This window comes from Pseudarthrobacter sp. alpha12b, assembly GCF_054130495.1.
The window spans coordinates 3,528,091-3,542,253 of record NZ_CP196746.1; the positions used below are offsets into that span (position 1 = coordinate 3,528,091).

Below are 14,163 nucleotides of genomic sequence, written 5' to 3' on the forward strand. Positions count from 1 at the left end.
TGTTCACACAGCGTTGGACGGGCGGACAATGCCAGCATGACATGGGAACACTTCGACGGGGCCCCGCTGCTGGTGGGGGTCATGCCCAAACAGCACCCTGAGGTTATCCAGACCGCGGCCACCCTGGCTGCCCGGTTGGCCGCACCCCTGGTCTGTGCGTACGTGGATGAAGCCAGCTACCTGGTGGAATGGGACCCGGCCCGCTCGGCCCACCGCCTTTCCCTCCACCCGGACGCCGATGACGACATGCTGGCACTGACAACGGAGCTGAAAGCGCAGGTCCAGGCCGCCATGGACAAGCTGCCGGGGGGTGGAAGTCCCCCTGAGTGGTCCTTCCGCACCCTCAGCGGGGACGCGGCCCGCGCCCTGGGACAGCTGGCAGCCGAAGTGAACACCCCCATGATCATTGTGGGAACCTCGGAACGGGGATTTTCCCACCGGCTCTCGGAAGCCCTGGGCGGATCCGTTGGGGCCTGGCTCAGCCACCACCAAAGCCGCCCGGTGCTGGTGGTTCCCTACCGGATGCCCGCCCATGAGGACCGGCCGTAAGCGGCACATATGGGGGCAAGGCGCCTCTATTCCGGACCCGCTTAAAGTAAAGCGAAAGTAGTTATTCGCGGTGCTGGCGCAGTGCCGTACCAGCCAGTAAGCTAATTCAAGCAAGGCCGATCCACAAAAGTGGAAGCCGGACTTGCCCAAAAGCTGCTCCGGAGTGCGTATCCCCCAATAACGCACTCCGGAGCTTTTTTGTGTCCGAACGGACCTGCCCGCCGTCCCCCCGATATACCCCCATGGGGTACTTGCGCTTATACCCCTCCAGGGTATAGCTTGGCTGCATGAACGCTATCGAAGAAACCGCCGCGGCCATCGAACGGCCCGCCCCGGAGGATGGCACTGCCCCCCAGCACGGGTACACGGGTAACAAGGACGCATACCTGCGCCGCCTGAAGCGAATCGAGGGCCAGGTGCGCGGCATTGCCCGGATGGTGGATGAAGACAAGTACTGCATCGACATCCTTACCCAGGTTGCCGCCGTCACCAAGGCCCTGCACGCCGTCAGCCTCGGCCTGGTGGAGGAACATATCGGCCATTGCGTGGTGGGGGCAGCGTCCGAACCGGATCCCGAAGCACGCGCGGAAGCCATTGATGCCAAGGTGAAGGAAGCTGCCGACGCCATCGGCCGGCTGCTTCGCTGACACACCCCCACATCCAACCCCGGCCAGCGCCGGCCCCAATGAAGGAGCAAGCCATGAGCACCACCTCCCCCACCACCACGACCATCAGTGTCTCCGGCATGACCTGCGGGCACTGCGTGTCGGCCGTCAGCGAAGAACTTGAAGCCATTGAAGGCGTTGAAGCAGTCAACGTGGACCTGAACGCCGGCGGCATTTCCACCGTGACCATCACCTCCGCCAAGGACCTCTCCCCCGCGGAGATTGGCGAAGCCGTAGCCGAGGCCGGCTACCTGGTTGTTGCCAACGAGGCCTAGAACCCCCAGTACCGGAAAGCTGAGAAATGAGCCACCAGGAACTGCTCCATCCGCCGGGCACCCGTATCGTCGAACTCGACATCGAGGGGATGACCTGCGCGTCCTGCGTCAACCGGGTGGAAAAGAAGCTCGGCAAGCTCGACGGCGTGGCCGCAACAGTCAACCTACCCCTGGAGTCGGCCTACGTCACGGCCCCGGAGGGCATCACCGACGAGCAGCTCGTGGACACCGTCAACGCTGCAGGCTATACCGCAAGCGTCCGTGCGTCGCGCGGTCCGGCCGGCGATGCCGGGGACTTGCGGCAGCATGCGTCTAAGCGAGGAACGAGCGAGCATGCAGAGCAAGGGTCCGGCATCGCCGCGCAGCTCCGCCCCCGCCTGATAGCCGCAGCGGTCCTGACCGTCCCGGTTTTCCTGGTCAGCATGGTCCCCGCATTCCAGTTCCCCAACTGGGGCTGGGTGGCGGCCGTGCTGGCGCTGCCGGTGGTCACGTGGTCAGCGTGGCCCTTCCACCGGGCAGCGGCGATCAACGCGCGGCACTTCGCCTCCACCATGGACACCCTGGTGTCGCTCGGCGTGGCGGCTGCCTACCTGTTCTCGGGGTGGCAGCTGCTGGCGGATCCGCGCATGACCGAGCACCCCGGCATGGAGGGCATGTCCGGTGGCCTGTACTTTGAGGTGGCGTCCGTGGTCACCACCTTCCTGCTCCTGGGCCGGTACCTGGAGGCCAATGCGAAGCAGAAGGCCGGTGACGCCCTCCAGGCCCTGCTGAACCTGGGCGCCAAGGACGCCACGGTCCTGCGCAACGGCACGGAGGAGAAGATTCCTGCGGACCTGCTGCAGGTGGGCGACGTCCTGGTGGTGCGCCCGGGCGAGAAGATTGCCACCGACGGCGTGGTGGTGGACGGAGCCTCGGCCGTTGACGCCTCACTGGTGACGGGCGAATCGGTCCCCGTGGAGGTGGGGCCGGACAGCCGGGTCACCGGCGCCACCATCAACACCTCCGGCCGCCTGCTGGTCAGGGCCACCCGGGTAGGTTCCGAAACCACTCTTGCCCAGATGGCGCGCCTGGTATCGCAGGCGCAGACCGGCAAGGCACCCATCGCACGGCTCGCCGACCGGATCAGCGCCGTCTTCGTGCCGGTGGTCCTGGCGATTGCGGTCCTGACGTTCGTGCTCTGGCTCCTCCTCGCCGGTCCGGCCGCGGACGGGGACCACCTGCGGCAGGCGTTTACGGCCGCCGTCGCCGTGCTGGTTATTGCCTGCCCCTGCGCACTCGGCCTGGCCACGCCGGTGGGCCTGCTGACGGGCACCGGCCGGGGTGCCCAGCTGGGCATCCTGATCAAGGGCCCGCAGGTCCTGGAGGACACCCGCACAGTTGACACCATCCTGCTGGACAAGACAGGGACGGTCACCACCGGCGTCCTGGCCGTGGATGCCACGGCAGCATTCCCCGGCTTCCGGGACCGGGACGTCCTCCGGCTTGCCGGTGCTGTCGAGGCCGCCTCCGAGCACCCGGTGGCCCGTGCCATCGCGGCAGCGGCCTCAGCAGCACCCTCCACGGGCGCAATGGACGACGCCGGCACCCTGCCACCTGTGCAGGGGTTCAGTTCCGCCCCGGGCGGCGGAGTGTCGGGAACCGTTGAGGGCAGGGACGTCATGGCAGGGCGGAGCGGCTGGCTGGAGCAGAACAGGATCGTCCTGGATGCTGGCCAGCAGGCCCGGTTGGCGGCTGCTGAGGAGGGCGGCGCCACGGCCATCTGCGTCGCAGTGGACGGCAAAGCCGCCGGAATCATCAGCCTCCGGGACACCGTCAAGGAAGGGTCCGCCGCCGCCGTCGACCGATTGAGGGCACTGGGCCTGCGGCCCATCCTGCTGACCGGGGACAACGCAGCTGTCGCCGCCCGGGTGGCTGCCGCCGTCGGGATCGCTCCGGACGACGTCCATGCCGGCGTCCTGCCGGAAGGAAAGGTCGAGGCAGTACGGAAGCTCCAGGCCGGTGGTGCCACGGTGGCCATGGCCGGCGATGGCGTCAACGACGCCGCGGCGCTGGCGCAGGCCGATCTGGGGATTGCGATGGGGTCAGGAACGGATGTGGCCATCGAAGCCGCCGACCTGACAGTGATGGGCAACGACCTCGCCCAGGTGGCACAGGCCATTGAACTGTCACGGAAGACCCTGGGCACCATCAAGACCAACCTGTTTTGGGCGTTCTTTTACAACGCGGTGGGGATCCCGGTGGCCGCCCTGGGGCTGCTCAACCCGATGATCGCCGGCGCCGCCATGGCTGCCAGCTCCGTGCTGGTGGTGGCCAACTCGCTGCGGCTGCGGAGCTTCGGAAAGTAGCGGAGCCCGCCTTGGGGCAGGGAGTCAGGCCGCGCCGTACCGCACTGCGGCGCGCGCCCTGGCCTTTGCGGCCTCGGCCTCCCGGTCCTTGGGCGGCGCCTGCGTCACCAGGGAATCCAGCAGATGCTGCGTGATGTGGGCGATCTGGTGCACGGCTTCGTCAAAGGCCTCCTCGTTGGCCTTCGACGGCTTGGTGCTTCCGCTGATCTTGCGGACATACTGCAGGGCGGCCGCGTGCACCTCGTCGGACGTCGCGTGCGGCTCGAAGTTATGGAGGGTTCGGATATTCCGGCACATAACGCCATGCTAGGCTCTTCCAACGCCTGGGATCGACCCCTTTTTCATGGTCTCCGCCCGGCGTCCATGGGGAGCCCGGCATGGGCAGGGCTGCCCATCGACACTGTTTGGGGGCCGGGATAGGTTTTAGGCAATGGATCTTCCGGATGAGCCGGGGGGCCGCTGGGGATGCCGATCTGGTTCGGATCCACGACCTAACAAGGAGAAACTGATGGCTATTTGGGGTGCAGACGTTGAGCAGCTTCGCCAGCTCGGCAGCAAGCTTCAGGAAGGGGCGTCCCAGATCGAGACGCAGAAATCCACACTTACCAAGCTTCTGCACGGGACCGACTGGAAGGGCCCGGACGCCACCAAGTTCAAGGGCGATTGGGATGGCCAGCACGTCACCATGCTGACCAAGGTTGCCGAGGCCCTGAAAGAGGCTGGCACGCAGGCCAAGCGGAACGCCGAGCAGCAGAGCCAGGCCTCGAACGGCTAATGCATTGGGCGGCAGGAATTGCCGCGGACGAAGGCCCGGGCACCGCAAGGTGCCCGGGCCTTCGTCTCTTAAGGGCGGGTGTTTCCCAAGGGTCTTTAGGGCACGGGCTCGACGTCGTTCGCGTGATCCAGTGGTGATGCCGGCACCCGGGTGCCCGTTCCGCCGTCGTAGGGAACAGCGGTGCTGGGCGAACGCAGCTCGTCGAGCCGGACCAGGATGACGCCGCCGACAATCAGCAGGCCGCCCACGAGTTGGATGGCGCCGGGAAGTTCCCCCAGCAGCAGCCACGCCCAGACCACGGCGAACAGGACCTCGGTGAGTGACACGAAGGACGCCACCTTGGAACCGAGGGCCCGGGCCGCCATGACACCCGAGACGTACGCCAGCACGGTGGCCAGCACCACCAGCCCGGCAAGCGAAACCCACCATGGCACGGTCCACGGCCCCAGGCTGGTGTCCGCGGTGCTGACGGCCATGGGCAGCAGGCCCGTGGCAGCAGCGAGCCACATGGCGGCGGCACCCACCAGAAGGCCGCCGGAGGCCAGCACGATGGGCGGCAGGGTGTCATTTTCCTTTGCCGTGATGAAGAAATAGATGGCCAGGCAGACCGCGGCCGCCATGCCCCACAGCACCCCCACCAAGTCAACCTTCACGGCTCCGGTGAGGTCCAGCACCAGCACCAGCCCGGCCAAGGACAGCAGCGTCCCGCCGGCAGTCAACACCCGTGGACGACGGCGGCTCGCAGCCCAGAGCCACAGGACGATGATCACCGGAGCCAGGTACTCCAACAGGAGCGCGACGCCCACGGAGAGCCGGGCCACCGCGTTGAAGTAGAACAACTGGCATGCCGCCACCCCGATCAGCCCGAACAGCACGATGGTGGGCCAGTTGTCCTTCAACTGGTTCCAGCGGCCCTGCAGCGCGCAGGCGGCGGGCACGGCAAGGATCAGGGCGGCGCCTGTCAGGCGGGCAGTGACGGCGGCCCCTGGAGACCACCCGGTTTCCAGCAAGGATTTTGCGAAGGATCCTGACAGGCCAAAGACTGCGGAGGAGAACAGTGCGATGCCGAGCCCGGATGCCAGGAAGCCAGACCGGCCCGTGGGCAGCTCCGGGGTGGCGATGTGGTGGTTGGCGGCAGGCATCGTCGCCTCCTGTCAGGAGTAAAGTGGGGTAATGCTCATGACACTACGCTCGGGTGCTGTAAGGAGTCAACATGGTTTTCGCCCCTGACACTGAAGTGGCGCTGCGTACGGTGGTGAACCTCATCAACACGTCCGCGAACGGCAGGGAAGGGCTGGCCTCCGTTGCGGACCTGGACGCCTTCCTGGCCGCCGAGGGGTTCTCCGGGGGCCGGAGTCGGGATGCCGCGGAATTGGCGAGCGTGCTGCAGCTCCGCGGTGAACTGGCGGCGGTGTGGAGAGCGGATGAGGATGCCGCCGTGGACACAGTCAACCGGCTGCTGCGGGATGCAAATGCCCTGCCGCAGCTGATGAAGCACGACGGCTGGGACTGGCATCTGCATGCGACGGCGCCCGAGGCACCGCTGGCGGACCGGATGAGTACCGAGGCAGCCATGGCCCTGGCTGACGTGATCCGCAGCAAGGAGATGGAACGGCTGCGGATGTGCGAGTCAGAGGACTGCGATGCCGCAGTGCTGGATTTGAGCCGCAACCGGTCCAAGCGGTACTGCGATACGGGCAACTGCGCCAACCGGGCCCATGTTGCGGCCTACCGGGCCAGGCAGGCGGCCGCAGGTTAGCGTGCCGGTCCTGCGTGCCCCGTTTCGCCCCTAGTGCCGGGGCGTTCCGTCGGTGCCATCACCGGATGCCGGCGGGTTCTGGCTGCCCGGAGCACCAAAGCCGTGGCTGGGCCCTCCGTGGGGAGATGCTTTGGGCGCGGAGCTCAGGTTCACGCCCGATCCCTTGCCCAGGTGCTCGGCGTTCTCCTTGTAGCTCATCGACAGCATGGCGGCGATCACCAGGGTGACGATGAAGGCGATGCCGGCTGCCGTGAAGGCGAGGTCGAAGCGGGGCGCCCGGGCGCTTCCCCCGGAGGCGAAGATCAACACGGCCACGAAGGCGACGACGGCCCAGAACGCCGAAAACATCAGCGGCCCCTTCACCGAGGTCCGCAGCTTGCGCGGTTTTCCTTGATGCTGGTCAGCCACAGTGGTTCCTCCCTGCAGGCGGCGCGCGGCCGGCCTGGTTTACGAATTGCGGTGTCGCACCGGATTTTCTACAGAAAGTAGAAGGGCGCTCTCCCTAGTTTACGGCTTTCCTGCGCCGGCGCGGGCATCGTGCCGCAGCGTCAGGCCGGACAGTACCCACAGGACGCCTGAAATAATGGCCCCTCCACCGGCCACCCCCAGCAGGGCATGGGCCCCAAGGTTGATGAAGAACGGCAGCAGCACGGCCGTTCCGACACCGATGACCCCGGACGCAATCCAGTCGCGGGCAAGAACATGGCGGCCCCGGTGCTGCAGGCCGCAGGCAAGCTCGAGGACGCCGGCCACGCCCAGACCCAGGGCGGCGATCACCCCGAACAACAGGTCACTGTGCAGCAGGAGCACAGCAAAACCGGCGCCGGCCAGGACCGCGCCGCCAGCAGACAGCAGCTTGCCGGGCGCCGAGCCCTGGGCAAATCCCGCTGCCGGGATGGCGCGGAGTGACACCACACCGACGGCCAGGAGGTAGAGTCCCCCGGCCCAGCCCATGACTTCCACGGAAGGCGATGTCCAGAAGACCGTCACGGCGCCGAACACCAGCGCAGCAGCCGCGCGGAGCAGGACCGGCTTCCAGAGGTCATTACGGGGTGCGGTTCCCGGGGCAGCGCCTGCGGGGGTGGATGGTTGCGTCACCGGTCCAGTTTAGTGTGGGCCGCCGGAAGGTCGAACCGGGCCGCAATGCAGGACCCGCCGCAAAGCTTCTCACCCGGACCCCAGCACCATCCACCGGTCAGACCGGGCACGCAGGCCGAGGGTCACGGCGCGCGCCGCCATGTACCCCAGCGCGAAGGCCGCCCAGAGCCACCCGAGCCCCGGCACGCCGGCAGCACCGGAGAGCGCAACCCCTGCCAACAGCGGCACGTAGACGGCCAGGTTCACCAGCCCGGCGAGGGCGAGGTAGCGAGCGTCCCCCGCCCCGATCAGCACACCGTCCAGGACAAAGACGTAGCCGGCGATGGGCTGCCCGGCAGCCAGCACCCAGAGGGCCACTGTGAGCACTGACTGCACCTGGGGATCCGGCGTGAACAGGGCCCCCAGCCAAGGGGCAACCGTGGCCAGCAGCAGGCCCGTCACTACGCCGAACCCGGCGCCCCAGCGGATCATGGTGCCGGTCAGAAGCCGGGCCCTGGCCGCATTTGACGCACCCAGCTCCTTTCCGATGAGTGCCTGGGCTGCGATGGCCAGGGCATCCAAAGCGAATGCCAGGAAGGAAAAGATGGTCATGGCCAGTTGATGGGCCGCGAGGTTGACCTCGCCCTGCGCCGTCACCACCAGCACCGTTGCCAGGATCGCTGCACGCAGGCTGAGCGTGCGAAGCATGAGCCAGGACCCAACCCGAGTCAAGCTGCGGATGCCCCGCCAGCTGGGCAGAAGACTTACGCCATGCCGCACTGCATTCCGGCGCACCATCACCACATAGACCGCAGCCATGGCCCACTGGGCCAGGCTGGTGCCGATCGCCGAACCGGCCACGGACAGTCCCACGCCGTAGACAAGCCACAGGTTCAGCAGGATATTAAAGCCGAAGCCCGCCGTGGCCACCACCAGCGGGGTCCGGGTGTCCTGCAGCCCGCGCAGCACCCCGGTGCCGGCGAAGATCAGCAGCATTGCCACCAGGCCCGGCATGGACCAGCGGAAATAGTCGATGGCAAACGTCCGGACGCCGCCTTCTGCGCCCAGCAAATCAATGAGGGGTTCGGCCGCGGCGAAGCCGGCCGCCGCCAGGAGCACGCCGAGGAGCGTTGCCAGCCACACACCGTCGCGCCCTGCCGCCAGGGCCTTGCCCAGCTGCCCGTCGCCGATGGCACGGGCCACGGCGGGCGTTGTGGAGTACGCCAGGAAGACCATCAGTCCGACGGCGGTTTGCAGCACTGCGGATGCCAGCCCCACCCCCGCAAGCTGGGCGACACCGAGATGTCCCACGATGGCGGAGTCCGCCAGCAGGAAGAGGGGTTCGGCCACCAGCGCCCCGAAGGCGGGGAGGGCAAGGCGAAGGATTTCGCGGCCGGGCCCGCGGGTGCCGGCCGCGGCGGCAAGGGCAGGTTGTTGGGGCACGCTGCCAGCCTAACCGCGGCCGCCGCCGAAAGGAGCCGGGCATGACAAAGCCCACAATCTGCCAGTATTAGTTGACACTTCAACAATCGATCCGGGACAGTGGAAACCATGAACAAGCCAGCACTGACCACGACCGCCCTTACCGCCCTCCGCATCATCCTTGGCTTCCTCTTCGCAGCCCACGGCTGGCAGAAGTTCAATGAATGGACCATCGCCGGCACCCAGGCTTCCTTCGCCAAGATGGGCGTTCCGGCCGCGGACGTCATGGCCCCCGCCATCGCCGTCCTGGAACTGGCAGGCGGCGTTGCCCTGATCCTGGGCATCCTGACCCGCGTCGTGGCCGGACTTCTTGTCCTGGACATGCTGGGCGCCCTGTTCCTGGTGCACGCGCCCGCCGGCATCTTCGCGGCCAACGGAGGCTACGAACTTGTCCTGCTCCTGGCCGCAGCGTCCTTCGCGCTGGCCCTCACCGGAGCCGGCCGCCTATCCCTGGACCGGGCGCTCTTCGGCCGCACCGATTCCAAGCTGGCCGCCCTGGCCTAGGAGCACCCGCCAAGACCCCGACGGCGGTTGGACACCGAGGTGCCCGGCCGCCGCCGGACTTTAAGCGGCGCATCGCATTGTGGCGGCCCCAACCCGCCAGTAACCGGGGTCCTCAGTAAGATCGCAGCATGACTGAGACCGGCCGCCCCAACTCCGTAACCCTCCGCTTCCTTGCCGCCCCCACCGATGTGGGACACAGCGGCTCGGTGGACGCAGGTACGGTGCTGGAGTGGGTGGACAAGGCCGCATATGCCGCGGCGGTGGGATGGGCCAAGTCCTACTGTGTCACCGCGTACGTGGGAAACATCCACTTCGCGGATCCCGTCAACAGCGGAGACATGGTGGAGGTGGAGGCAACGATCGTCTACACCGGCCGGTCCTCTATGCACATCCGCACCGTGGTCTCCTCCGGCGACCCGAAAGGCGGCCCTGCCACGATGCGCAGCCAGTGCATGGTGATCTTCGTGGCGGTCGGTGCGGACGGCAAGCCCATCCCGGTACAGCAGTTTGAACCCGTTACCCCCGCCGAGATCGAGCAGCGGGACCACGCCCTGGCAAGGATCAAGGTCCGGGAACAGATCGTTGAAGCTATGAACCGGCAGGAATATACCGATGCAGGTACGGCCGAACGCGTGACGCTGCGGTTCATGGCCGCCCCCACCGACGTGAACTGGGGCGGCAAGGTCCACGGCGGCATCGTCATGAAGTGGATTGACGAGGCCGCCTACGTGTGCGCCTCCCGCTACTGCGGCAGGGACACCGTGGCGGTCTTTTCAGGCGGCGTGCGCTTTTACCGGCCCCTGCTGATTGGCCATGTAGTGGAGGTGGAGGCCCGCCTTGTTTACACCGGGACCAAGGGCATGCACATCGCCGTCCACGTTCGCTCCGGCGACCCCAAGGGCCGCGAATTGAACCTCACCACCTACTGCCTCACCGTGATGGTGGCGCGCGACGACGAAGGCACCTCTGTGCCAGTCCCGGCGTGGGTGCCGGTCAGCGAGGAAGACAAGCGGCTCCACGCGCATGCCCGCGAACTACTGGAGATCCGGGGAACAGCCCCCGGGAACCGCCTGCCGAACCATCTGCTGGCCGCAGCCGGACCTGCCGGGGGCGCCGCACCCCGGTCCGGCAGCCAAAGCGGTTAGAAGCCGCCGCCGCCGGTATCACCGGCCATGTTGGCGAAGCGGGAGTAGTGGCCCTGGAACGCCACCACGATGTCCTTGGTGGGGCCGTTACGGTGCTTGGCAACCAGGATGTCGGCTTCCCCGGCGCGGGGTGATTCCTTGTCATAAACGTCTTCGCGGTGAAGCAGGATGACCATGTCGGCGTCCTGCTCGATGGAACCGGACTCACGGAGGTCAGAAACCATGGGCCGCTTGTCCTGGCGCTGTTCCGACCCACGGTTCAGCTGGGACAGGGCGATCACGGGGACCTGGAGTTCCTTGGCCAGGAGCTTCAGCGCACGGGAGAATTCAGAAACTTCCTGCTGGCGGGACTCCACCTTCTTGCCCGAGCTCATGAGCTGCAGGTAGTCCAGGATGACCAGCTTGAGGTCATGCTGCTGCTTCAGGCGCCGGCACTTGGCCCGGATTTCCATCAGGGACATGTTGGGGCTGTCGTCGATGAACAGCGGGGCATCGTTCATCCGGCCCATGGTGGTGGCAATCTTGGACCACTGTTCATCCTTGATGGTTCCCTTGCGCAGGTCCTGCAGGCCGATGGTGGCCTCGGCGGAGAGCAGTCGCATGGCGATCTCGTTCCGGCCCATTTCGAGCGAGAACATCACGGTGGCCAGGTTGTTCTTGATGGCAGCGGAGCGGGCGAAGTCCAGGGCGAAGGTTGACTTACCGACGGCGGGGCGCGCAGCGATGACAATCATCTGGCCAGGGTGGAGCCCATGGGTCAGCTCGTCGAGTTCGTAGAAGCCGGTGGGCACACCTGTCATACCCTCCCCGCGGTGGCCGGACGCCTCGATTTCGTCCACCGTGGACTCCATGACGTCCTTCAACACCACGTAGTCCTCTGCGGTGCGGCGTTCAGCGACGGCGTAGACCTCCGCCTGCGCCTGATTGACCAGGTCCTCAACTTCGCCGTCGGAGCCGTAGCCAAGCTGGACGATCTTTGTTCCCGCGTTCACCAGCCGGCGAAGCACCGCCCGCTCGGCCACGATCTCGGCGTAGTAGCCGGCGTTGGCTGCGGTGGGCACGGTCTGGATCAGTTCGTGCAGGTAGGCCGGGCCGCCGATCCTGTTGATCTCGGCGCGCTTGGTCAGCTCATCAGACACCGTGACGGCGTCCGCGGGCTCCCCGCGGCCATAGAGGTCGATGATGGCCTCATAGATGGTCTCATGCGCCGGTCGGTAGAAATCCTGTCCGCGGAGGATCTCAACCACATCCGCAATGGCATCCTTGGACAGCATCATCCCGCCCAGCACCGACTGTTCGGCCGGAATGTCCTGCGGGGGCTTCCGGCTCGCGTCCGATCCACGGGTCGTCTCGACAGGGTCCAGATGAGCGATTGACAAAGCTGCCGTCCTCCATTTGTACCGGGCGTGCGGCCCGGTGATCCATCCTGTTCGCGGCCTCCGATATCCGGCTCCGCCACCCGTCCAGGTCTACCCGCAGGCCCTGACAATCAAGCGCCGGGGTCAGGAACCCGGCTCCGGACCGGAGTTATCCCCAATATCCACAGCTTTTCCACAGAGAGACGCGGGAGGCGGGTACGAAGAGGCCCCCAAAACCGAAGCAGGAGGCCCTGTTTCGGCCGCGGAGAACAGGTACCCCGCTACGCTAGCCGCCGCAGCGCCACCCGCAAAGCCAGCAAGGCGGTGCCCCTGTGGATAACCTGTGCAGTACGGGGCATAGCTTGTGCACAGCCTGTGGGGAAGTCTGTGGATACATATTTATTTTGACGCGCATTCCGCCTCTGACCTGCGGAAACACCACCGACAGCATGTGGAGTAAATATTTCTTCCAAGGAATTTCATCCACAGGCACTGACCGGGATCCCGGGCGGGAGGAATGACCAAGGGGTCCCTGCAAGTGCTCGGGAATAGGCCCGTGACACCCCTCATATTCCTTGCCGGGAGCTTGACCGCCCCTCCGCCCCGCACTGTATGCGGAGCGGTGAATATTGCTGTGGATAAACCTAATCTGGAATAAGCTCTACGTATGGGCGATCTTCTGCTGGTGCTGTTGCCTGCGATAGTTTTGGCGGCGCTCATGTGGGGCGTTGCCACCGCTCTGCGCCCGCGTGATGCGGGGACTTCGGAGGCCGACAAATACCAGCGCGAGCTCGCCGAGCGGTCCGCCCGCCACTACGCAGACCAGGTCCAGGCTGCCACCGCTGCCCGTGCCCGCCTGGAGGCGGCTACCCGCCCCAGCCAGAACGCCCAGCAGCACAGCCAGCAGCAGGAACATCTGCGGGCTATTGACCGGCAAAGCAACCGCACCTGGCGAGGGCCAGGAAGTACATAGAAGAACGGCTCGTGAAAATGGAATCCCTTGTGGTCCCGGTCCTTATCCTGCTCGCGGTGGTTGCGGGGGTCACGGTGGCATACCGTGCCGCCCGGAGGCGCAAAGCGGCGCACGGAGCCACCCGGTCCCAGCCCGCTGCCACACCGCAGGAACTGGCCCGGGCAGCGGCAGACCGGCTGTCAGAGGACCAGCACCGGAGGCTCTACGCCTTGATCGCCCAAGGGCAGGCCATGGCCGCCATCAAGCTCTACTACGAGGCCACCGGTGAGGGGCTGCGGGCCTCACGTGACGCAGTAGGCGCCCTCGCGGCCCATCCCCAGCCCCACCGGAGCCAGGAGCCGGCACAGGTCCCTGACGAGGACGACGATGAGCCCCAGCGGTTCCCGTACCGCTACCGGGCGATCGCCAGCAAAGGCGACGTAACCCGCGAGGTAAGCAGCAACATGCTCAATGATGAGATCTACGGCAGGATCCGCACCCTGGCCCGGAGCGGTGATACCGAGGCGGCTGCCAATGCGTTGACGCGGCACTCGGACATCTCCCTAAAGCAGGCACGGGAATTCATCGAGCTGCTTGACGACTAGCGGGATCCGGAAATACCGGCCAGAAGCTGCTCGAACGGAAGGGATTCCAGCGGGACGGACTTTCGGCCCGGCTGCGGCCCGTCCAGCAGTCGCGCAAATTCGCCTGCAGCGCGCTCAATCCGGTCCGCAAGGGACACCCCGCCCTCCTCTGCGGTTCCCCAGTCCTGGGGCCCGGCAAAGACGCCGGTTGCCGCCATGCGCGTCCGCAGGTAGCTGAACAGCGGCCGCAGCGCGTAGTCCAGGACCATCTGGTGCCGGTCCGTTCCGCCGGTGGCGCCCAACAGGACTGCCTTGCCGTCCAGTGACTTGGGGTCCAGGACGTCGACGAAGGACTTGAAGAGGCCGCTGTAGGAGGCGCTGAAGACGGGACTCACGGCAATGATCCCGTCCGATGCCTCCACGGCGGCGATCACGTCCGCCAGCCGCGGGGCCGCGTAGCCGGTGACGAAGTTGTTGGCGATATCCACGGCCAGGTCGCGGAGCTCGACGACGTCCACTGCCACCTCATAGCCGCCTGCCTTGAGCTGCCGCACGGCGGCCGCTGAAAGCTGGTCGGCCAGCAGCCGGCTCGATGAAGGTACGCCAAGTCCTGCGGAAAGGACGGTGATGCGGCGGGTTTCCATGGCATTCTCCTGGTGCTCGTTCAATCCATCATACATGCGTTTGCATCTA

General features: G+C 66.5%; 17 protein-coding genes. 10 read left to right on the forward strand and 7 right to left on the reverse strand.

The window, feature by feature from the left end; all coding sequences use genetic code 11:
- Positions 1-36: 36 nt before the first annotated feature.
- The 4 genes from ACTAQI_RS16285 to ACTAQI_RS16300 all read left to right on the forward strand — a co-directional run bounded on the left by ACTAQI_RS16285 (position 37) and on the right by ACTAQI_RS16300 (position 3,834).
- On the forward strand, positions 37-549 hold the full coding sequence (locus ACTAQI_RS16285; protein WP_457947232.1) for a universal stress protein: 513 nt from the start codon (positions 37-39) through the stop codon (positions 547-549).
- Positions 550-836: 287 nt separating this feature from the next.
- Positions 837-1,196 (forward strand): metal-sensitive transcriptional regulator, encoded by a 360-nt coding sequence (locus tag ACTAQI_RS16290; protein WP_457947234.1) that lies wholly within the window; start codon positions 837-839, stop codon positions 1,194-1,196.
- Positions 1,197-1,249: 53 nt separating this feature from the next.
- Positions 1,250-1,489 (forward strand): heavy-metal-associated domain-containing protein, encoded by a 240-nt coding sequence (locus ACTAQI_RS16295; protein ID WP_457947236.1) that lies wholly within the window; start codon positions 1,250-1,252, stop codon positions 1,487-1,489.
- A gap of 26 nt (positions 1,490-1,515) precedes the next feature.
- On the forward strand, positions 1,516-3,834 hold the full coding sequence (locus ACTAQI_RS16300) for a heavy metal translocating P-type ATPase (protein WP_457947238.1): 2,319 nt from the start codon (positions 1,516-1,518) through the stop codon (positions 3,832-3,834).
- 24 nt (positions 3,835-3,858) lie between these two features.
- Here the strand turns inward: ACTAQI_RS16300 and ACTAQI_RS16305 are convergent, their stop codons facing one another.
- A complete protein-coding gene (locus ACTAQI_RS16305; protein ID WP_457947239.1) occupies positions 3,859-4,131 on the reverse strand; it encodes a DUF2277 domain-containing protein in 273 nt (90 codons plus the stop codon).
- A 211-nt stretch (positions 4,132-4,342) separates the two neighbouring features.
- On the opposite strand from ACTAQI_RS16305, the gene ACTAQI_RS16310 reads away from it, so the two are divergent.
- The gene (locus tag ACTAQI_RS16310) at positions 4,343-4,609 is read left to right on the forward strand and encodes a WXG100 family type VII secretion target (protein ID WP_457947241.1); all 267 of its coding nucleotides are present in this window, start codon (positions 4,343-4,345) and stop codon (positions 4,607-4,609) included.
- A gap of 95 nt (positions 4,610-4,704) precedes the next feature.
- On the opposite strand, the gene ACTAQI_RS16315 is transcribed toward ACTAQI_RS16310, so the two are convergent.
- Positions 4,705-5,751, reverse strand: a complete 1,047-nt coding sequence (locus tag ACTAQI_RS16315; protein ID WP_457947242.1) for an EamA family transporter — start codon at positions 5,749-5,751, stop codon at positions 4,705-4,707.
- A 71-nt stretch (positions 5,752-5,822) separates the two neighbouring features.
- Between ACTAQI_RS16315 and ACTAQI_RS16320 the strand changes: the two genes are divergently transcribed.
- The gene (locus ACTAQI_RS16320) at positions 5,823-6,368 is read left to right on the forward strand and encodes a CGNR zinc finger domain-containing protein (protein WP_457947243.1); all 546 of its coding nucleotides are present in this window, start codon (positions 5,823-5,825) and stop codon (positions 6,366-6,368) included.
- A 30-nt stretch (positions 6,369-6,398) separates the two neighbouring features.
- On the opposite strand, the gene ACTAQI_RS16325 is transcribed toward ACTAQI_RS16320, so the two are convergent.
- The 3 genes from ACTAQI_RS16325 to ACTAQI_RS16335 form a co-directional block, all read right to left on the reverse strand.
- Complete coding sequence (locus tag ACTAQI_RS16325; protein WP_457947244.1) at positions 6,399-6,776, reverse strand: hypothetical protein; 378 nt, start codon at positions 6,774-6,776, stop codon at positions 6,399-6,401.
- A gap of 99 nt (positions 6,777-6,875) precedes the next feature.
- The gene (locus ACTAQI_RS16330) at positions 6,876-7,466 is read right to left on the reverse strand and encodes a hypothetical protein (RefSeq protein WP_457947245.1); all 591 of its coding nucleotides are present in this window, start codon (positions 7,464-7,466) and stop codon (positions 6,876-6,878) included.
- 69 nt (positions 7,467-7,535) lie between these two features.
- On the reverse strand, positions 7,536-8,888 hold the full coding sequence (locus ACTAQI_RS16335) for an MATE family efflux transporter (protein WP_457947246.1): 1,353 nt from the start codon (positions 8,886-8,888) through the stop codon (positions 7,536-7,538).
- A gap of 108 nt (positions 8,889-8,996) precedes the next feature.
- Between ACTAQI_RS16335 and ACTAQI_RS16340 the strand changes: the two genes are divergently transcribed.
- Positions 8,997-9,431, forward strand: coding sequence for a DoxX family protein (locus ACTAQI_RS16340; RefSeq protein WP_457947248.1), 435 nt, complete (start codon positions 8,997-8,999; stop codon positions 9,429-9,431).
- A gap of 128 nt (positions 9,432-9,559) precedes the next feature.
- Entirely contained in the window at positions 9,560-10,576 is a 1,017-nt protein-coding gene (locus ACTAQI_RS16345) for an acyl-CoA thioesterase (protein WP_457947249.1), read from the forward strand.
- Here the strand turns inward: ACTAQI_RS16345 and dnaB are convergent.
- A complete protein-coding gene (gene dnaB / locus ACTAQI_RS16350) occupies positions 10,573-11,955 on the reverse strand; it encodes a replicative DNA helicase (protein WP_306629390.1) in 1,383 nt (460 codons plus the stop codon). The two genes, ACTAQI_RS16345 and dnaB, sit on opposite strands and share 4 nt — an antisense overlap.
- A gap of 646 nt (positions 11,956-12,601) precedes the next feature.
- Here dnaB and ACTAQI_RS16355 point away from each other — a divergent pair.
- Together ACTAQI_RS16355 and ACTAQI_RS16360 are read left to right on the forward strand one after the other, a co-directional pair.
- A complete protein-coding gene (locus tag ACTAQI_RS16355) occupies positions 12,602-12,907 on the forward strand; it encodes a hypothetical protein (RefSeq protein WP_457947250.1) in 306 nt (101 codons plus the stop codon).
- 17 nt (positions 12,908-12,924) lie between these two features.
- Positions 12,925-13,491, forward strand: coding sequence for a hypothetical protein (locus ACTAQI_RS16360; protein ID WP_457951085.1), 567 nt, complete (start codon positions 12,925-12,927; stop codon positions 13,489-13,491).
- Here ACTAQI_RS16360 and ACTAQI_RS16365 read toward each other — a convergent pair.
- Positions 13,488-14,114, reverse strand: a complete 627-nt coding sequence (locus tag ACTAQI_RS16365) for an FMN reductase (protein WP_457947251.1) — start codon at positions 14,112-14,114, stop codon at positions 13,488-13,490. The genes ACTAQI_RS16360 and ACTAQI_RS16365 overlap by 4 nt on opposite strands.
- Positions 14,115-14,163 lie beyond the last annotated feature (49 nt).